Here is an 18,706-nt window from a genome sequence, read left to right on the forward strand (position 1 = left end):
AGTGTAACTTAATTCATCCGGCGTTTTAGTAAAAAAACAAGATGTTCATCGTTATAAAAAATAAAGCATGAGTCATTTGCATTTTTTCACTGAAGCCGGATAAAAAAACAGGCCCTTTGAAGAGCCTGTTTTAATTACAGCATTACCAGTTACTGGGCTGCAGCCAGTTTTTGCCATGTATCAACCACAGTATCGGGGTTAAGAGACATTGACAAAATACCCTGCTCTTTCAGCCAAACTGCCAGATCTGGGTGGTCGCTAGGGCCTTGGCCGCAAATGCCAACATACTTGCCTGCTTTAAGGCAAGCCTGGATTGCACGTGAAAGCATGAATTGAACAGCCTCATCACGCTCATCGAAATCAGCAGCCAAAAGTTCCATGCCAGAGTCACGGTCAAGACCCAGGGTTAACTGAGTCATGTCATTTGAGCCGATAGAGAAACCATCAAAATGCTCAAGGAATTTTTCCGCAAGAATGGCGTTGGAAGGCACTTCACACATCATGACCACACGAAGACCATTCTCACCACGCTTCAGGCCGTTTTCAGCCAGCAAGCCAATAACGCGCTCGGCCTGATTGAGGGTACGCACGAATGGAATCATGATTTCAACGTTAGTCAGACCCATTTCTTCACGTACAAAGCGCAATGCCTCGCATTCCATGCGAAAACATTCTGCGAAGTCGTCAGCAATATAACGTGCTGCACCACGGAAGCCCAACATTGGGTTCTCTTCCTCGGGCTCATAGCGGGAGCCACCAACCAGCTTACGGTATTCGTTGGACTTAAAGTCTGACATACGAACGATAACGGGTTTTGGATAGAACGCAGCTGCAATAGTAGCAACACCTTCAGCCAGCTTTTCAACAAAGAAAGCACGTGGGCTTGCATAGCCACGGGCAGCGGACTCTACCGCTTTTTTCAGGCCAGCATCAACATTCGGATAATCAAGTACTGCTTTAGGGTGAATGTTGATATTGTTGTTGATAATGAACTCAAGACGCGCCAGACCAACACCACCGTTGGGGATTTGTGAGAAATCAAAAGCCAATTGGGGATTACCAACGTTCATCATGATCTTCACATCAATTTCAGGCATTTCACCGCGACGGATTTCTTCAATTTCGGTTTCCAGCAGGCCTTCATAAATACGGCCTTCATCACCTTCCGCGCAAGAAACGGTTACTTCCGTGCCGTCGGTCAATACTTCAGTGGCTTCACCACATCCAACAACAGCAGGAATACCCAGTTCACGGGCAATAATCGCGGCGTGGCAAGTCCTTCCACCACGATTGGTCACAATGGCCGATGCACGCTTCATGACGGGTTCCCAGTTAGGGTCGGTCATGTCGGTTACCAAAATATCACCGGTTTCAACCTGATCCATTTGGGCAATATCGTTAATGATGCGAACTTTACCTGAACCAATTTTTTGACCGATAGCACGGCCGGTAATCAGGACTTGTCCAGTTGCCTTCAATTTGTAGCGTTGCTGTACGTCGTGTGCACCTTGCTGTGACTTGACAGTTTCAGGGCGGGCTTGCAGGATATACAACTTGCCATCGATACCGTCACGACCCCATTCGATATCCATGGGGCGCTGATAGTGTTTTTCGATAATAACTGCGTAACGAGCCAGCTCGATAACTTCATCATCGGTCAGGGAGTAACGGTTTCGTTCTGAAACAGGAACATCCAGCGTCAGTACGGCGTTCTCGCCGGGACGACGTTCTGGGTTAAATTCCATTTTGATCAGTTTGGAACCAATACGACGGCTAACAATGGGGTATTTGCCAGACGCCAGTGTAGGCTTGAATACATAGAATTCGTCAGGGTTAACAGCACCCTGCACAACGGTCTCACCCAGGCCGTATGAAGAGGTGATGAATACGACATCATCAAAACCGGATTCGGTATCCAGGGTGAACATGACACCGGCACTGCCTTTGTCTGAACGAACCATGCGCTGAATACCGGCAGACAAGGCCACTTCAGCGTGGGCATAGCCTTTATGGACGCGGTAGGAAATGGCGCGGTCATTGTACAAAGAAGCAAAAACGTGACGGATTTTATCAAGCACGTCATCAATGCCAGCTACGTTCAGGAAAGTTTCCTGTTGACCAGCAAATGATGCATCGGGCAAGTCTTCTGCGGTTGCTGAAGAACGGACGGCAAAAGAACCATTGCCATCGGCATCCAGTTTTGCATAAGCTTGGCGGATCTCATTTTCAAACTCGGCAGAAAATGGCTCGTCAATAATCCATTGACGGATTTCGGCACCGGCCTCGGCCAAGGCGCGAACATCCTCAGGATTCAGTGTGCTAAGGCGATTGGCAATACGGTCATCAAGACCGGAAATTTTCAGAAAATCCCGGAAGGCTTCTGCTGTGGTAGCAAAACCACCAGGTACACGAACACCAGCTGTAGACAGTTGGCTAATCATTTCACCCAGTGAGGCATTTTTACCACCTACCGAGTCAACATCCGTCATGCGGAGATTTTCAAATGGAACGACATACGACATTAAAGTCACCCTTAGAATAAAAAAAATGAAAGCTTATTTGTTTGAAAAACAACTAAATTCTTCAAACAAATAGGCCTTTACATGACAAGTTGATGATGTCGTTTACAATCATGGACTGAATTGTACCGTTTTACGGTTTTTTTTGGGTGTTTTTTAGGCAATTACAATGCAACTTAATCAAAGAACTGTATTTATTGTATCGGACAGTACCGGTATTACTGCAGAAACCTTCAGTCACTCAGTACTTTCCCAGTTCAATAAGTCTTTTGAATTCCAGCAAATACGCGAACCTTTTATCACCACCGAGGAAAAAGCCAAAGCTGTCGCAAAAAAAATCAATGAAATTGCCGAACGAGAGCAAAACCCGCCCATCGTCTTCAGTACATTGGTTACGCAAAATATTCTTACCCATGTCAAAGAAGCCAATTGTATATTTCTGGACATCTTTGGCACTTGTGTAAGTCAACTTGAATCAGCCTTGGGAACCAAATCAGAACCCACCATTGGCATGTCGCATTTAAGTGCCAGCTCTGAAGCTTATCGCAACCGCATAGAAGCCATCAACTTCAGCCTGGCCCATGATGATGGTCAATTCATTCATGGCCTCAAAGAGGCTGACGTCATTCTGGTAGGTGTTTCCCGCTGTGGCAAAACGCCAACCAGTCTTTACCTTGCCATGCAATATGCCATCAAGGCCGCCAATTTCCCCTTGATCCCCGAGGACTTTGAGCGAGGCAGCCTGCCTAAAACACTTCAGCCTTTCCGCAATAAACTGTTTGGCCTGTCAATCCAGCCAGATCGCTTAAGTGAAGTACGTAACGAACGTCGCCCCAACAGCCGTTATGCAACGCTTGAGCAATGTTTATATGAAGTGGCTGAAGCCGAAAGACTAATGCGACGGGAAGGAATCGAGTGGCTATCAACCACCACAAAATCCATTGAGGAAATTTCCACTACTGTTTTGCATATACTTGGATTGGACAAATCCAGCTACTAAGAAACGTTTATTAAGTTATTTACCAATACCTGCCCGTGATGATTCATATTTGCGGACAGGTATTTTTTTATTCAAATACTCGTATTTATACAATTTCAGGCGTTATAAAGTCGCTGGCGCCGGTGTTCAAACAAAACGATGCCTGCAGCAACCCCTACATTCAGCGACTCAACCAGATCTGTTTGAGGTATAAACACCTGATGAGTAGCCCGGGCCAATAAATCGGGGTGTACGCCCTGCCCTTCATGCCCCATTAGCCAGATGCATTGTTCAGGCAAGCGGATCTCATACAGGTTTTGCGCTTTTTCCGACAGCGCCGTCGCCAAGACAGGCACAGAAGCCTGATTGATTAACGCTGACAAATCCTGCTGCTCATATATGTTCAAGGCAAAATGAGCACCTTGTGCACTGCGTAACACTTTGGACGACCAGGCTGAAACACTGCCTTTGGAAAGGTAAACATGGCGAATCCCGGCAGCCGCAGCTGAACGCAGGATCGTTCCGGCATTACCCGGATCTTGCAATCTGTCCAGAAAAAGCGAGTTTTCGTTAATGGCAGGGGGGGCTTTACATACAGGAATGCTTACCAGAAAAAGCACCCCCTGCGGTGCATCAACATGTGTCAAAGCACGAAATAGCTTATCCGGCACCACAATGCGGTTGGCAGTATCCAATAAACTGAATAACTCTCCGACTTCATTACTTGATGACTGCAGCAATGGCTCGCTTTGCTGTGCCCGTATATTTGCCGCATAAGCATCTGCATCGTGTTCAGTAAAACCGGTCTGCGCGCGGTCAAGTACTGCAGCGTTAAAAACCGCCATTAACGGGGCGGAAAAATGCGCCAGCCATGAATGACACAGATGAACGCCTTCAATAAGGACATGTCCCTTGATTTTGCCAAGATGTGTTTTCAGTAACTGCTTATAAAGGGGATTATCTTTAGAGGTAATGGTTTTCATATAAAAAAATTATCCCGCATAAGCGGGATAATATCAAAGCCTAATAATTGCTCATGCCGGACAGATTACAACACCTGTAAGGTAGGTTTGCCGTTGAAATCAAGCCATTGCTTGTTTTCATAATCATACAGTTTGGTTGCCTTGGCTGTTTTGAAATACCATCTCCAGCTGAATTTCTGCACCACGATTCGCTCTGGCAGCATTTCTTCCAGACGTGCCTGGGCGGCTTTCAGCTTGTAAAGCGGGATACTCATGTCAACATGGTGGGCAGTATGCTCAAGAATATGATGCATCAACGCGCCAAAATGAAAGTTAAAGGTCAGGTGCACGGTTGTAGACACAAACGGCTGAGCCTTTGCCCATTCAACTTTGTTGTCATGCCAAACCACTTTAGTATGCGTATGCTGGACATACACCACCCATCCGATCATGTAAAACCAGAAAAGCAGTGGCACAAACCAGGCAAAAAACAACAAGCCAAGAATTGACTGGTTGGTTTGGATTGCGGAAACAATAACAATTAGTGCCCATGAAATGCCAAATACACTCACCAGCAAACCGTCCCAGAAAAACACCTTGCGTTGCGTACCCATGTAAGCTTTAGTCGGGAACATCATGCGGTTCCACCAGATCTCAACTAGATAATAGATACCTGCGCCCCATCCGCTACGATAAAAACGCTCCATCAGCTGGCGTCCTTTGGACATTGCCGCATACTCTTCTTGTGTATGGGGGCACCAGACAAAATCCATGCCTTTCAGGTTGGTATAGCCATGATGTACTACATTATGGCCAACATCCCACAGGCTGTAAGGTGATACAGAGGGTAAAAAGGCAATTCGACCCAGCCATTTATTCAATTTTCTGTGAGGCGTCAGGCTTTGGTGGCAGGCGTCATGCCCGATAATGAACAGGCGACCAATGACAAAACCGCAAACCAGCGCGCAAATTAATTTTGCCCACCATGGTTCAAAAATAATTGCTCCTGCGATAAGTGCAAAAAACAGGGCAATATCAATAGTCATCAAAACAATCGCACGAAGCGTGTTTTTTTCTGATAAAGGTGTTAACCAGCTCCGAATAACTTTACGATGGGGCAGTTCATTACTCGGTGGAATTGGCGATAAAGGTGTGGTCATAAATAATATCTATCTAATAACAAAAGGCTGTAATTCTTTACAATGAAAGCAAGTCATTGTACTTTCTTTTCAATACAAATCAATTTCAAAACTTAAAAATAGCTTAATTAATAAAAAAATAATGAATCCTCTTACTTTTAAGCCAGTGTTTTTCTTACCGGAGCAAAACTGCGCCTATGCGCCGGGCATGCTCCATGCAAACGCAAACGTTCAAGATGCAGAGCAGTACCATATCCTTTGTGCTGATCAAAGCCGTATTCAGGATATTGCTCATGGAGCTCTTTCAAAGAGGCATCCCGTGCAGTTTTTGCAAGAATAGAAGCCGCGGAAATACAAGGCTCAAGGGCATCCCCTTTGATTATTGCCCTGCATGCAACCGACATATCAGCAGGAACACGGTTACCGTCAATAAGTACCAAACCTGGTGTTATGGATAAGCCCAAAAACGCTCTTTTCATGGCCAGCATGGTTGCCTGCAATATGTTAATGCTATCAATTTCTTCCACATTAGCACAAGCAATTGACCAAGACAGCGCGTTTTCCCTGATTTCAAGGGCAAGTTGATCTCGTTTTTTTTCGGATAGTTTTTTTGAGTCCATCAAACCGCCAATGGGTTTTAACGGATCAAGTATGACGGCAGCCGCATAGACAGAACCTGCTAACGGCCCTCTGCCCGCCTCATCTATACCCGCGACCAGCAAACCGCTGTGAGGGCTTTCAAATAAATCAAGATTATCGTTCATGGCCTTATGCGGGTGACTGTGCCGCATTTAAAATGGCTTCCGCAGCCAGTCCGGCCGTATCTTGGCATAAGGACTCGTGAAGCAGCAGGAATTTTTTTTGTATATCCTGGATATATTCAGTATTTTCCAGGGCATTGATACAGGCAGCCGCTAGGTTTTCAGGGGTTGCCTCATCTTGCAGGATTTCAGGCACGGCAAACTCTTGTAAAAGTATATTTGGCAATCCTACCCAGGGAACATAAGGTTTAAGTTGCCCAGACTTCCACTCCATCAGTTTTTTCATCAAAGGAGAAATCACATATGAAATAACCATGGGTTTTTTAAACAACGCAGTTTCAAGTGAAGCAGTACCACTAGCCACCAAGGCTGCATCACAAGCCTCCATGACATCCCAGGCAATGGGACGCCCGGTATCCGTCGCAGAAAAAGTTTTCAGGTTATTAACCGGAATACCGGCAAAAATTTCATTAAAATCTTTCTGACGTTTTTCATTGACGATCGGAACAATAAACTGCAAAATCGGATCGTGCTTTAATAACCGTTGTGCCGTTTGCAAGAACCGCGGAGCCAGCAGTTTAACTTCAGAGGCCCGGCTACCTGGCAAGACAGCCAGGATTCGACTGTCAGGATCCAGACCCAAACGCAGCCTTGCTGCCAACTTGTCAGGATTAAAAGGAATCTGGCTAGCCAAAGGATGACCCACAAAAGTCACGGGAATACCTTCTTTACGATAGATATCCACTTCGAAAGGAAACAAGACCAGCATGTGGGAAACTGCTTTTTTGATGGTGTGAATACGCTCATAACGCCAAGCCCAAATTGAAGGACCTACAAAATGAACCGTGGGAATACTCTTTTCACGCAGTTTCTGCTCAAGACGCAAATTAAAATCTGGCGCATCAACCCCCACAAAGACATCCGGTTTGTGGGTTAACAAATTATTTTTAAGACTGGTATAAGTCCTGATTAAAGAAGGAAGCTGCTTAAGGGCATCGGCATAACCAAAAACGCTTAATTTGTCCATGGGATGCTGGATATGCATACCCCTTGACTGCATATTTGGCCCACCGATTCCCGTAAAACGAACGTCAGGCTGTACCAGTTTGATACCATCAATAATTCGCGAAGCCAAAAGGTCACCGGAAGGCTCACCGGCAACCATTGCAATATCCAGGCCCATTAACGGCCAATCCCTCGAGAGTGATTTTGGAAAAAATCAACAAACGGTTGAAGTACTGCGCGCGTATCAGGATACTGATCCTGATATAGTTTGATTTCCTCAAGCGCTTGCTCGATAGACAGCCCGCGCATATAAATCATCTTGTATGCTTCTTTAATGGCAGATATTTGCTCAGGCGAATATCCACGGCGCTTGAGGCCTTCAGAGTTGATGCCTGCCGGGCGATAAGGCTGGCCTGCACCCAATACATAGGGGGGGACGTCCTGGCGAATAGCGCTCATACCACCTGTCATGGAATGTTCACCAATACGGATGAACTGATGCGCAGCAGTACCGCCACCCACAATAGCCCAGTCTCCAATATGTATATGCCCGGCCAATTGCACCGAGTTAGCTATAATGGTGTGGTTGCCAATTTGGCAATCGTGAGCAATATGCACATAAGCCATGATCCAGTTGTCATCGCCTATGCGGGTTGTTCCTACATCTTGTACGGTACCTGTATTGATGGTGACATACTCACGGATGGTATTGTTGTCGCCAATCTCAAGCCTGGTGGGCTCTCCACCATATTTTTTGTCTTGGGGCATGCCACCAATCGAGGCAAAGCGATAGAAATTATTATTCTTGCCAATCGTGGTACATCCATCAATAATACAATGGGCACCCACCGTTGTTCCCTCATCAATACGAACATCCTTATGGATAATCGCGTAAGGACCAACAATAACGCTGGGATGGAGCTCTGCCCCATCATAAATAATTGCTGTTGGATGGATGTTATTTGACATTATTAGCCTAAATCCCTAATTGCGCACATAATTTTTGCTTCAGCGACAACTTCGCCATCGACAGTAGCCTTGGCTTTATATTTGCAGATAACCTTGCTAATACGCTCTGCTTCGGCGTGCAACATTAGTTGATCACCAGGTACGACAGGTTTGCGAAAACGCGCGCCATCCACGCCTACCAGGTAGTAAGCCGTTTTTGAGCTGTCCAGCATAGTGCCATCTTCATTTGAAAATGAAAATATTGCCGCAGCCTGGGCTAATGCTTCAATAATAAGCACCCCTGGCATAACGGGCAAATGTGGAAAATGACCTTGAAAAAAGGGTTCATTAATAGTTACGTTTTTGACAGCAACAATACTTTTTCCTGGAACCATTTCAAGGACACGATCTACCAGCAGCATTGGATAACGATGAGGGATGCGATCCATAATGCCTTGAATATCGATTACCATAAATCTTCCTGTTATTAATATTAAAAACTTGCAAACCAAAACGGGCTTGCATTGAACCCGCCCATTTGGTTCATTTGAATTATTTTTTTTCCAATTGCTGGATACGCCTTCTTAGCTGGGCCAGTTGCTGAAGAACAGCGGCGTTTTTTTGCCAGACGCTGTGGGAGGCAATTGGAAAGACCCCCGTATAACGACCCGGCACAAGAATATCCGAAGTAACAGCCGATCCGCCAGAAATGTGGACATCATCACCAATGGTAATATGACCTGAAACCATTCCTGCTCCGGCAATCGTGCAACGGGTCCCTATTTGTGTGGAGCCTGCTACACCTACGCACGCAGCCATGGCAGTATGATCACCAACCTTAACGTTATGACCAATCATGATCTGGTTGTCGAGTTTGACACCATTGCCAATAACCGTATCTTCAATGGCCCCTCTGTCTACTGTTGTGCATGCACCAATTTCAACATCATTACCAAGAATGACACGCCCAAGTTGGGAGATCTTGCACCACGCGCCTTTTTCTTGCGTGTTATCGGGTGCGAAACCGAAACCGTCTGCACCAATCACTGCACCACTATGTAAAATACAGCGCTCACCAATAATCACATCATGATAGAGGATTACATTAGCGTACAAAATACTGTTTTTGCCAATGACCGAATTTTTGCCAACAACACAGGAAGCACCGATAATGCTTCCTGATGCAATTTTAACATTGGATTCTATAACGGCCAGTGGCCCAATAGATACCCCTTCTTCAATAATGGCATCAGGAGCCACTATGGCCGACGGATGAATCTGTTTGGGTATGGCATTTAGCCTGAAGCTGTCAAACCATTGAGCAATGCGGGCGTACATCAGATAGGGGTTTTCACACACCACTATCGCAAATGAAACTGAATCCGGCAGATGATCAACTGCTTTTTGGGGAAGAATAACAGCCGCAGCATCAGTTTTTAACAAATGCGGAAAAAATTTTGCATTTGAAAGAAAACTGATTTCAGACTGCCCGGCATTACTTAAGGAACCCAAACCCCGAATAAACGGAAAGGTTTGATTGGAACTGTTTTTTAACTGCCAATCCAGACCTTGCGTATCAACCTGATCAAGCAGTTTGTCAAGCGTAACTGCCTGATCCGGATTTAATACAATTGCCATGCTTATTTTTTATCCAATTCTTTAATAACAGTATCGGTAATGTCAATTCGTGTACTTACCGTTACTGCATCCTGAACGATAAGGTCATAGTCTTCTTTTTCAGCAATTTCACGAATCGCAGCATTGGCTTTGTCTACAATTCCTGAAAAGGCCTCATTGCGACGACGATTGAAGTCTTCTTGAAACTCACGGCGTTTACGCTGAAGATCGGTATCAAGATCAGCCAGTTCACGCTGGGCCTTGGCACGATCAGCATCTGTCATTACTGGTGCGTCTTTATCAAATTTTTCGGCTTTGGTACGCAAGGTATTAGCCAATTTTTGCAGCTCTTCGTCCCTTTTCTTGAATTCGGTTTCAATTTTTTCCTGGGCTTCTTTAGCTGGCGCAGAATCACGAAGGATTTTCTCGGTGTTTACAAACCCGATTTTCAATGGGCTGTTGCTGGAAGTTTCTGCAGCAGCTTCAGTCTTTTTTTCAGATCCTTCAGCGGCTTTTTTTGCTTGCGCAAATACGGTTGGTGCAGTCAATGAAAGACCAATTACTGATGCTACAAGCAACGTGCCAACTTTACGTTTGCCGAAAGTATTTTTTGCCAAACTTGAACTCATGAAAATAACCTTATAATAAAAAAGGAATTATATAAAAATTCGTTAGTCAGGACAGTTTCATGACACGCCTGACACGTAAACACCCGTTAAAGTTCGTGTACAACCTTAGAATGCAGTACCAATCTGGAACTGGAAGGATTCTTTGTTGTCTCCTGGTTTTGCACTAATTGGGCGGGCATATGAAATTTGCAATGGACCCAAAGGTGACTGCCATGACAAACCAACACCAGCAGAATAACGCCAGCCACATGGTTTATCAACCAGGCCACCGTTATCTATATTACCGTTAGTACATGCAGTTTTTCCTGAAACACTAACCTTGCCGGCATCGGCAAATACAAACCAGCGTAAAGTACGGTCATTTTGTGTGCCAGGGAATGGGAGAAATAGTTGCAAATTGGCAATAACCCGGGTTGAACCACCCAAGTAGTCGCCAGAAAGCCGGTCGCGCGGGCCTAAAGAAGCACCCTCATAACCACGAACGGAACCAATACCACCGGCATAAAGGTTTTTAATGACGGGGAAAGGTTTCTTGCTGTCAAGGCTTTTGCCATAATCGGCACTTAGATTCATCGCAAGAGTGTAATCCTTGCCCAATGGCAAATAATATTGTTGCTGGGCACTAAGCATGTAGTACTTCAGGTCGCCCACCCCTACCGATGCATTAAGTGAAGTGTAGTAACCTTTGGAGGGTGCCAGAGCACTATCACGGGTATCTTTTGCCCAACCAAGGTTGAACATGAATAGATTGGTTGACTCACCATAAACATCCACAAAATTACGATAGGCCCAAGGCACAATATAACCCGAGCTTTCACTTGGCAATTCGATCTTGTTGTTCTCATAGGTCAAGCCCATGAAAATACGATCATTTTCTGAAATTGGCACGCCAAAGTTCATGCCAAAACCGATAGAACGCGTACGGTAGTTATCTTCGTCCTGGTCTACGTTTGAGTTATATGGGCGGTCAATACGATAATACAGGGAAGTGCTACGACTTATACCGCTTGATGTCCAGTATGGATCAGTGTGGGTAATCACAGCCGCACGGTTTCGCTTGCTGGTGTTTACCTGCAGGCTCAGATCGGTACCGCTACCAAAAATATTTTCCTGGCTGATGCCACCGGTAAATGATAATTTATCGGTAGAGCCATAGCCAACACCAAGGTTGATCATACCTGTGGGCTTTTCCTTGACATCAACAACGATATCTACCTGATCATCGGTTCCGGACACAGGGGCCTGGTTAACCTGCACTTCATTAAAATATCCCAAGCGGTCAATACGCTCTTGAGAAGTGGCCAATTGCCCCGCATCATACCAGGCAGATTCTTGCTGGCGCATTTCGCGGCGAATAACCTGGTCACGCGTCCGGACGTTGCCGCCAATCTCAATACGTCGAACATAAACACGTTTACCGGGATCGACAAAGAAAGTAAGGTCAGCCTCGGTTGTGCCTGGCACAGTTACCGGATTTGGTGTGACGGTTGCAAAGGCATAACCCAACTCACCCAGACGGGTTTTAATGGCAGATACCGTATCACGTGCTTTTGAAGCATTGAACACCTCACCGGACTGAGGAATAACCAATGACTCAAGCTCGGTATTCAAGTCGAGCAAATCACCGGCAAGCTGAACTTTACGAAGAGTGTAAGGTTCGCCCTCACTGACGGTCATGTTAATGGAAATATCTTCCCGGTTAGGGGATATGGTAACTTGCGGAGGTTCCATGGTGAAATCCAGGTAACCACGATCAAGATAGAAGCCTTTAATAGCCTCTGTATCTTGCTCAAGCTTTTCACGTGAATACTTGTGGGTGCCGGTATACCAAGTCATGAAACCAGGGGTAGTCAGACTTAATTCATCAAGCAAGTCATCTTCTGAAAATGCTTTATTACCAACGATATTGATATCTTTAATACGGGAGGAAACACCCTCATCGACCGTAAAACTGATACCAACCCGGTTATTTGGTAAGGGTGTCAGGGTCGTGCTGACATCGACACCATAATGTCCCTTGACGACATATTGCTGCCGTATTTCTGTGGTGGCGCGATCCAGCAAAGCAGGATCAAGTGCCCTGCCCGTGCCAAAACCAACGTTTGCCAATGCAGTGGTAATCGCTTTATTGTCGAAAGCACGCATTCCTTCAAAGGTAATGGAAGTAATAAGCGGGCGCTCTACGACGTTAATCTGGACAATATTGTTGGCCGTATTGATTTTTACATCATTGAACAGACCGGTTGCATACAGGCGACGAATGACATCTGAGGCCTGCTCTTCGGTGAATGTGTTACCAACCTGTACCGGCATGTAACTGAATACCATTGAAGGCTCTGTACTTTCCAGGCCAGTAACCTGGATATCCTTGATGACAAAGGGAGAGAAAGCAAATACAGCTTGCGGTATCAACAGTGAAGCGATCAGACTTGGAATCGCTTTTTTTCTTATATATGTCATCGGACGAAAAGACATTCGGACTATCCTTGATTAATATTCAGTTAGAACATAACATGCGATTGTAAGGCAGAAATCTCATATTTGCCAGCAAAAACCCGCGCTTTGGCACATCAAAATACTTATAAAACACGGGCAATATCATTTACAAAGGCAAATATCATTAAAAAAAGCAACAATGAATATCCGACCATCAGGCTTTTTTCCTGAATGGTTTCGGACAAAGCTTTTTTACGAACCATTTCAATGAGGCAAAAAACCATTTGCCCACCATCAAGCCCTGGGATGGGAATTAAATTTAACACACCAATACTAACGGTAATAAGTGCAATAAATTCTATGAATTTATCCATCCCCACTTGGGCGGATTGACCCGCATAATCGGCAATGGCAATCGGACCGCTGATATTCTTCCATGAAAGTTGCCCCATGACCATTTTGCCAAGCATTTTCAGGGAAAACCAGGCTGTATCAAAAGTTTGCACGGTTGCCAGATAGATACTTTCGAAAATACCATAACGCACCGTAACTGTAGGATATTGGCCAGTAAAAGCAACACCGATTTTACCTACTGTTTTATCATTCGCATCAATTTCAGCCCGTGGCGTAATATTTACCGACAACTCTGTATTATCCCTTGCGATTAGCAAGGGAATGGTTTGGGAGGGATTATCCTGTATAAGCTTGATCAGGCCGGTAATGGTTACATCATCCTGGGTTCCCGCACGCAAAACGAGGTCTCCTTTTTTAAGACCAGCCTGTTCGCCCGCACCATCTTCCAGGACATTTGCCACAACAGGCTGTGGTGCCATTAACGCCAGACCTGCCTGTCCCATTAAATCAACGCCTTCAAGCGTACCCGTCACCTTGGGAAAATGCATGGTTATATTGCGAGTCGCACCATTTACACCCTGAAGCACTAATGTAGATTCAGCACCGGTAGCAAGCGGTTCAAGCAAGGCTAAACGAACCTCTGCCCACCCCTGGACTTCATTCCCATCAACTGCCAGCACTTTATCCCCACCCTCGATTCCTACCGTATAGGCAAGAGTATTTGCTGCTGGCTGGGACAAGTACGGCACGGGCTCAGTCGTCCCGCTTATTTTCATGCCTGAATAGATAATAATGGCCAGCAAAAAACTAAAGAAAGGACCGGCGGCAAATATCACAAACCGTTGCCACGCCGTTTTCTGGCTGATGGCCCTGGCGGCCTCTTTGATGCTGGCGCCAGCAGGAGGCTCGGCAAGCGGCTTGACGTATCCACCCAATGGCAAGGCTGAAAGAACCCATTCAGTACCATGCTTATCGGTTTTTCTAAACAGCACCTTTCCAAAGCCAAGCGAAAAACGCTCTACCCTTACATTGTAAAAACGAGCGGCCAGATAATGGCCCAGCTCATGGAAGACAACCACAACACTAATGGTAATGACAAAGAAAAGCAGATTAAAAAGCATCAAGGCCCCTAGGAGGTCAATGGGTATTATTTAACAGTTCACTGGTGTGGCTTCTGGCCATCGCATCAAGCTCGAAGACATCATCTATATGATTCAATGAACCCTTGACAGTTCCAGCAAATCCATTAAGCATTTTTTCGATTGTAACCGCGATATCAGTAAATTTAATTTTGTTTTTCAGGAAATAATCAACTGCCACCTCATTGGAGGCATTAAGCACTACACAGTCGGATTGACTGGATTTTAAGGCATCAAAGGCAAGCTTTAAACAAGGGAATCGTTTGAAGTCGGGCAACTCGAAATTCAGCTGCAACAAACGAGACAGGTCAAAATTTTCAGTATTGCTTTCAATTCTTTCAGGGTAACCAAGCGCATATGAAATCGGAATACGCATATCCGGATTGCCCAATTGCGCCAAAAATGACCCGTCTATATATTCAACCATGGAATGAATCGTGCTTTCAGGATGAACCAGCACATCAATTTTTGAAGCATCCACCTCAAACATCCATTTAGCCTCTATAACCTCTAGCCCTTTATTAAGCATGGTTGCCGAATCAATTGAAATCTTCCTTCCCATCGACCAATTGGGATGCTTGCACGCCTGTTCGGGCGTTACTGCCGACAGCTGTGAGGGATCAATGGTACGGAAAGGCCCACCCGAAGCGGTCAGCACAAGGCGCCTTACCTGTGAATTGCACTTGCCGCCTGGCAGGCATTGAAAAATCGCATTATGCTCACTATCAAGGGGCAATAAAGTAGCCTTGTTTTTTTTAACGGTTTCCATAAACAGGGAGCCCGCAGCAACCAGCGCCTCTTTGTTGGCCAACAATATTCGCTTTCCTGCCTGCGCAGCGGCAAAGGCCGATGGCAATCCGGCGGTTCCTACGATAGCAGCCACCACTGTATCAGCCTTTGGATCACAAGCAGTATCACACAAGCCTTTTGACCCTACCCGGATTTCAGGCATGGTTATTTCTGCAGGCCACAGTTGTTTGAATGTTTGCCCGGATGCCTGATCGGGAACAATAACCACCTTCGGACGATGAGTCAGGGAAAGTTCAAGCAGTTTACGTATGCGGGTATGCGCACTAAGTGCATACACTGAAAAACGGTCTGCATGTTTGCGAATAACATCCAGCGTACTATCACCGATCGAACCGGTGGCACCAAATATCGCTATGTTTTGCATAATAAGTTAATGAATAAGTAAATACCAGATCAGCATGGCAATCGGGCTAACCGATAATACTGAATCCAGTCGATCCCAGGCACCACCATGGCCAGGCAATAAGTTACTGGAATCTTTGAAACCCGCACGGCGCTTCATGAGCGACTCGTAGAGGTCTCCAAAAATGGAATAGATGGCAAGCAGCAAACCCACTAACGGAACCAATAAAATGGAAGACTGCTGCATGATGAAATAAGAAAAACTGTTCTCGATGAAAGCACTGGCCACCAACCAGATAATTGAGGCAAGAATTCCGCACAAGGCACCGGAACGGGTTTTACCCGGACTGATTTTAGGCGCCAATTTCGCACCACCAAAATATTTACCGCCAAAATAGGCGAAAATATCGGCACACCAGATCAAAATCAGATAAGAGAAAACAAACCAGGCACCATGAATCGTGTACAGGGTAATAATGGCATACCATGTTGCCACAATGGTCATAAAACCAAATAAGGCATGCAAGAAATTATTTCTATCTGGCTCCAGGCGTGCACGATAAAGCACAATGGGTATGATCAACAGCCAGACTAAAGCACTAATAGCAATAAAAAAAAGGCCTACTTCATTAAAGCGAGCGAAGTACTTTGTGCCGGCTGACATTTTTTCGGGAAGCAAAATGGACCCCGTCAAAAACAGCCCAAAAAGAATAATGGCACCTACATACGCAACGCCTTTACCACGGTATTCTTTAGGCAATGCAAGTCGCAACCACTCCCAAAACGCAGCGGCAGCAGCCAGACTGACAAAACAGTTGAAATATACCGGGTTTGGTATTGAAATAGCGACGATCAAAACCGCCAAGAGTATGATGGCAGTCGTGACTCTTTGACCGAGCATGCTGTTTGCCCCCTTGTTATTTTGTTTTAAGCTGGGCACTAGTCCGCCCAAAACGACGTTCTCGGCCTCGGTACCACTCAAAGGCCAACTCCAATTCCTTTTCCTTGAAGTCTGGCCAGTAGGTATTGGTAAAATAAAGCTCAGTATAAGCCAGCTGCCAAATCAGGAAATTTGAAATGCGGCTTTCCCCACCTGTCCTGATGAACAAGTCTGGTTCAGGCGCCCAGGACATGGCCAAGTAGCTATTAAGCAATTGCTCATTGATTAATTCTGGTATTTCTACAGCCTGAGGGTTTTCGGCCACCAGACGCTTGATTGCCTGCAAGATATCCCATCGGCCACCATAATTGGCGGCAATCGTCAGGGTCATTTTGGCATTGGCACTGGTTTTTTCTTGTGACTGAAGAATGAGTTTTTGTAATTTTGGCTCAAACCGAGACAAATTACCCACAATTTTCAGGCGTATTCCATTTTCATTGAGGCGCTTGACTTCCCGCTCTAGCGTACGAATAAAAAGCCGCATAAGCAAGGAAACCTCATCTTCAGGGCGACGCCAGTTTTCTGAACTAAAGGCAAACAAAGTCAGGTAGCTGACGCCGCTTCTGGCACAGTGCTCAACGACTTTACGTACAGCTTGCACACCACGGATATGCCCTGCTGTTCGCGGCATTCTCCGCTCGGTGGCCCATCGACCATTACCATCCATGATAATGGCAATATGTTTTGGGACATCGTGTGTTTCTGGTATATCAAGTGTCGAGCTTTCGATCATTGGCAAATTTCAATAAATGTAAAAGGAATAAGCCAATGCTTAAACCTTCATGATTTCAGCTTCTTTTTGAGAAACCAGGGCGTCAATTTCAGAAACAAATTTATCCGTCATTTTCTGGATATCGTCCTGACCACGACGCTCATCATCTTCGGAAATCTCTTTGTCCTTGACCATTTTTTTGAATGTGTCATTGGCATCCCGGCGCAAATTACGTATAGCAATTTTAGCATCTTCACCTTCATTTTTGACCACTTTGGTCAAATCACGGCGACGCTCTTCAGTTAAGGCCGGCATAGGCACACGGATACTTTCACCCAAAGCAACTGGATTCAGGCCAAGATCCGATTCACGAATGGCTTTTTCCAAAGGTGCAGCCATTTGCTTTTCCCAGGGTTGTACACTCAGCGTGCGGGCATCAATCACATTAACCGCAGCAACCTGGCTGACAGGAACCATGGAACCGTAGTAATCAACCAGAACGTGGTCAAGCAAGCCAGCCGAAGCACGCCCGGTGCGAATTTTTGACAAATTGTTTTTAAGCGTTTCAATGGATTTGTTCATCCTGGTTTCAGCTGATTTTTTTACTTCTGAAATACTCATTGCTTATCCTTTATACGTGAACTAAGGTGCCTTCGTCTTCACCGCAGACCGCTCTTTTCAGGGCACCCGGCTTGTTAATTGAAAAAACCATGATTGGAAGTTTCTGGTCACGGCACAAGGCAAATGCCGTTGCATCCATGACCTCAAGTCGACGTGTGATTGCCTCATCAAAACTGATGCGTGAATATTTTGTGGCAGTGGGATCTTTATTTGGGTCAGCAGAATAAATGCCATCCACTTTGGTGGCTTTCATGACAATTTCAACGCCCATTTCAGCACCACGCAAGGCAGCAGCCGTATCGGTAGTAAAGAATGGATTACCTGTACCTGCCGCAAAGATAACCACTTTTTTCTCTTCCAGGTAACGCAATGCCTTGGGTCGGATATAAGGCTCAACCACCTGATCGATATTCAAGGCAGACTGCACCCGTGCAACCACACCGTGATTTTTAAGCGCGTCTTGTAGAGCCAAGGCATTCATTACCGTGGCCATCATGCCCATATAGTCAGCTGTTGCCCTGTCCATGCCTTGTGCGCCTGGTGCCACACCACGGAAAATATTACCGCCACCAATAACGATGGAGAGTTCTATACCCAATTTTGCAACTTCAGCAATTTCTTCGGTCATGCGTATAATCGTTGCTCGATTAATACCGTACGCATCATCTCCCATTAAGGCTTCACCAGAAAGCTTTAAAAGAACGCGTTTAAATTTATTGCCACTCATGCCAAGGCATCCTTAAAAAAAATAACATGCTATTGTAACAAGTCCGGAACAAGACTTTTGCCGTTT

At 45.6% G+C, this 18,706-nt stretch carries 17 protein-coding genes; 1 reads left to right on the top strand and 16 read right to left on the bottom strand.

The annotated features are described in order from the left end of the window. Positions 1-149: 149 nt before the first annotated feature. Positions 150-2,522 (bottom strand): phosphoenolpyruvate synthase, encoded by a 2,373-nt coding sequence (gene ppsA / locus ACM5Q9_RS04275; protein WP_418143491.1) that lies wholly within the window; start codon positions 2,520-2,522, stop codon positions 150-152. A gap of 166 nt (positions 2,523-2,688) precedes the next feature. On the opposite strand from ppsA, the gene ACM5Q9_RS04280 reads away from it, so the two are divergent. Next, a complete protein-coding gene (locus ACM5Q9_RS04280; protein WP_418143492.1) occupies positions 2,689-3,519 on the top strand; it encodes a pyruvate, water dikinase regulatory protein in 831 nt (276 codons plus the stop codon). 95 nt (positions 3,520-3,614) lie between these two features. Here ACM5Q9_RS04280 and ACM5Q9_RS04285 read toward each other — a convergent pair whose 3' ends face one another. The 15 genes from ACM5Q9_RS04285 to pyrH form a co-directional block, all read right to left on the bottom strand. After that, the gene (locus ACM5Q9_RS04285) at positions 3,615-4,481 is read right to left on the bottom strand and encodes a TrmH family RNA methyltransferase (protein WP_418143493.1); all 867 of its coding nucleotides are present in this window, start codon (positions 4,479-4,481) and stop codon (positions 3,615-3,617) included. Positions 4,482-4,546: 65 nt separating this feature from the next. Next, a complete protein-coding gene (locus ACM5Q9_RS04290) occupies positions 4,547-5,620 on the bottom strand; it encodes a fatty acid desaturase (RefSeq protein WP_418143494.1) in 1,074 nt (357 codons plus the stop codon). Between the two features lie 137 nt (positions 5,621-5,757). Then, positions 5,758-6,363, bottom strand: coding sequence for a ribonuclease HII (rnhB, locus tag ACM5Q9_RS04295; RefSeq protein WP_418143495.1), 606 nt, complete (start codon positions 6,361-6,363; stop codon positions 5,758-5,760). A 4-nt stretch (positions 6,364-6,367) separates the two neighbouring features. Beyond that, entirely contained in the window at positions 6,368-7,543 is a 1,176-nt protein-coding gene (gene lpxB / locus ACM5Q9_RS04300; RefSeq protein WP_418143496.1) for a lipid-A-disaccharide synthase, read from the bottom strand. Continuing rightward, positions 7,543-8,334 carry an acyl-ACP--UDP-N-acetylglucosamine O-acyltransferase gene (gene lpxA, locus ACM5Q9_RS04305; protein WP_418143497.1) on the bottom strand — a complete coding sequence of 264 codons (792 nt, stop codon included), beginning with the start codon at positions 8,332-8,334 and terminating at the stop codon, positions 7,543-7,545. The genes lpxB and lpxA overlap by 1 nt, the downstream gene beginning before the upstream one ends. Positions 8,335-8,336: 2 nt before the next feature. After that, positions 8,337-8,786 carry a 3-hydroxyacyl-ACP dehydratase FabZ gene (fabZ, locus tag ACM5Q9_RS04310; protein WP_189383867.1) on the bottom strand — a complete coding sequence of 150 codons (450 nt, stop codon included), beginning with the start codon at positions 8,784-8,786 and terminating at the stop codon, positions 8,337-8,339. A 79-nt stretch (positions 8,787-8,865) separates the two neighbouring features. Beyond that, positions 8,866-9,951, bottom strand: coding sequence for a UDP-3-O-(3-hydroxymyristoyl)glucosamine N-acyltransferase (gene lpxD, locus ACM5Q9_RS04315; protein WP_418143498.1), 1,086 nt, complete (start codon positions 9,949-9,951; stop codon positions 8,866-8,868). A 2-nt stretch (positions 9,952-9,953) separates the two neighbouring features. Then, positions 9,954-10,559: an OmpH family outer membrane protein gene (locus ACM5Q9_RS04320; protein ID WP_418143499.1), complete on the bottom strand. Its 606-nt coding sequence runs from the start codon at positions 10,557-10,559 to the stop codon at positions 9,954-9,956. Between the two features lie 105 nt (positions 10,560-10,664). Further along, complete coding sequence (gene bamA, locus ACM5Q9_RS04325) at positions 10,665-13,034, bottom strand: outer membrane protein assembly factor BamA (RefSeq protein ID WP_418143500.1); 2,370 nt, start codon at positions 13,032-13,034, stop codon at positions 10,665-10,667. Between the two features lie 104 nt (positions 13,035-13,138). Further along, on the bottom strand, positions 13,139-14,470 hold the full coding sequence (gene rseP, locus ACM5Q9_RS04330; protein WP_418143501.1) for an RIP metalloprotease RseP: 1,332 nt from the start codon (positions 14,468-14,470) through the stop codon (positions 13,139-13,141). 16 nt (positions 14,471-14,486) lie between these two features. Further along, positions 14,487-15,662: a 1-deoxy-D-xylulose-5-phosphate reductoisomerase gene (locus ACM5Q9_RS04335; protein WP_418143502.1), complete on the bottom strand. Its 1,176-nt coding sequence runs from the start codon at positions 15,660-15,662 to the stop codon at positions 14,487-14,489. A 6-nt stretch (positions 15,663-15,668) separates the two neighbouring features. After that, positions 15,669-16,541 (bottom strand): phosphatidate cytidylyltransferase, encoded by an 873-nt coding sequence (locus ACM5Q9_RS04340; RefSeq protein WP_418143503.1) that lies wholly within the window; start codon positions 16,539-16,541, stop codon positions 15,669-15,671. Positions 16,542-16,557: 16 nt separating this feature from the next. After that, a complete protein-coding gene (gene uppS, locus ACM5Q9_RS04345; protein ID WP_418143504.1) occupies positions 16,558-17,313 on the bottom strand; it encodes a polyprenyl diphosphate synthase in 756 nt (251 codons plus the stop codon). Positions 17,314-17,352: 39 nt separating this feature from the next. Next, the gene (gene frr / locus ACM5Q9_RS04350; protein WP_418143505.1) at positions 17,353-17,913 is read right to left on the bottom strand and encodes a ribosome recycling factor; all 561 of its coding nucleotides are present in this window, start codon (positions 17,911-17,913) and stop codon (positions 17,353-17,355) included. Positions 17,914-17,923: 10 nt separating this feature from the next. Next, the gene (gene pyrH / locus ACM5Q9_RS04355; RefSeq protein ID WP_169294417.1) at positions 17,924-18,640 is read right to left on the bottom strand and encodes a UMP kinase; all 717 of its coding nucleotides are present in this window, start codon (positions 18,638-18,640) and stop codon (positions 17,924-17,926) included. Positions 18,641-18,706 lie beyond the last annotated feature (66 nt).

The sequence above is a fragment of the Advenella sp. RU8 genome (assembly GCF_048381675.1).
Taxonomy (GTDB): Bacteria; Pseudomonadota; Gammaproteobacteria; order Burkholderiales; family Burkholderiaceae_B; genus Advenella.

Coding starts and splice junctions, on each gene's coding strand:
- ppsA (WP_418143491.1), bottom strand. CDS start 2,522: ATGTCGTATGTCGTTCCATTTGAAAATCTCCGCATGACGGATGTTGAC.
- ACM5Q9_RS04280 (WP_418143492.1), top strand. CDS start 2,689: ATGCAACTTAATCAAAGAACTGTATTTATTGTATCGGACAGTACCGGT.
- ACM5Q9_RS04285 (WP_418143493.1), bottom strand. CDS start 4,481: ATGAAAACCATTACCTCTAAAGATAATCCCCTTTATAAGCAGTTACTG.
- ACM5Q9_RS04290 (WP_418143494.1), bottom strand. CDS start 5,620: ATGACCACACCTTTATCGCCAATTCCACCGAGTAATGAACTGCCCCAT.
- rnhB (WP_418143495.1), bottom strand. CDS start 6,363: ATGAACGATAATCTTGATTTATTTGAAAGCCCTCACAGCGGTTTGCTG.
- lpxB (WP_418143496.1), bottom strand. CDS start 7,543: ATGGGCCTGGATATTGCAATGGTTGCCGGTGAGCCTTCCGGTGACCTT.
- lpxA (WP_418143497.1), bottom strand. CDS start 8,334: ATGTCAAATAACATCCATCCAACAGCAATTATTTATGATGGGGCAGAG.
- fabZ (WP_189383867.1), bottom strand. CDS start 8,786: ATGGTAATCGATATTCAAGGCATTATGGATCGCATCCCTCATCGTTAT.
- lpxD (WP_418143498.1), bottom strand. CDS start 9,951: ATGGCAATTGTATTAAATCCGGATCAGGCAGTTACGCTTGACAAACTG.
- ACM5Q9_RS04320 (WP_418143499.1), bottom strand. CDS start 10,559: ATGAGTTCAAGTTTGGCAAAAAATACTTTCGGCAAACGTAAAGTTGGC.
- bamA (WP_418143500.1), bottom strand. CDS start 13,034: ATGTCTTTTCGTCCGATGACATATATAAGAAAAAAAGCGATTCCAAGT.
- rseP (WP_418143501.1), bottom strand. CDS start 14,470: ATGCTTTTTAATCTGCTTTTCTTTGTCATTACCATTAGTGTTGTGGTT.
- ACM5Q9_RS04335 (WP_418143502.1), bottom strand. CDS start 15,662: ATGCAAAACATAGCGATATTTGGTGCCACCGGTTCGATCGGTGATAGT.
- ACM5Q9_RS04340 (WP_418143503.1), bottom strand. CDS start 16,541: ATGCTCGGTCAAAGAGTCACGACTGCCATCATACTCTTGGCGGTTTTG.
- uppS (WP_418143504.1), bottom strand. CDS start 17,313: ATGATCGAAAGCTCGACACTTGATATACCAGAAACACACGATGTCCCA.
- frr (WP_418143505.1), bottom strand. CDS start 17,913: ATGAGTATTTCAGAAGTAAAAAAATCAGCTGAAACCAGGATGAACAAA.
- pyrH (WP_169294417.1), bottom strand. CDS start 18,640: ATGAGTGGCAATAAATTTAAACGCGTTCTTTTAAAGCTTTCTGGTGAA.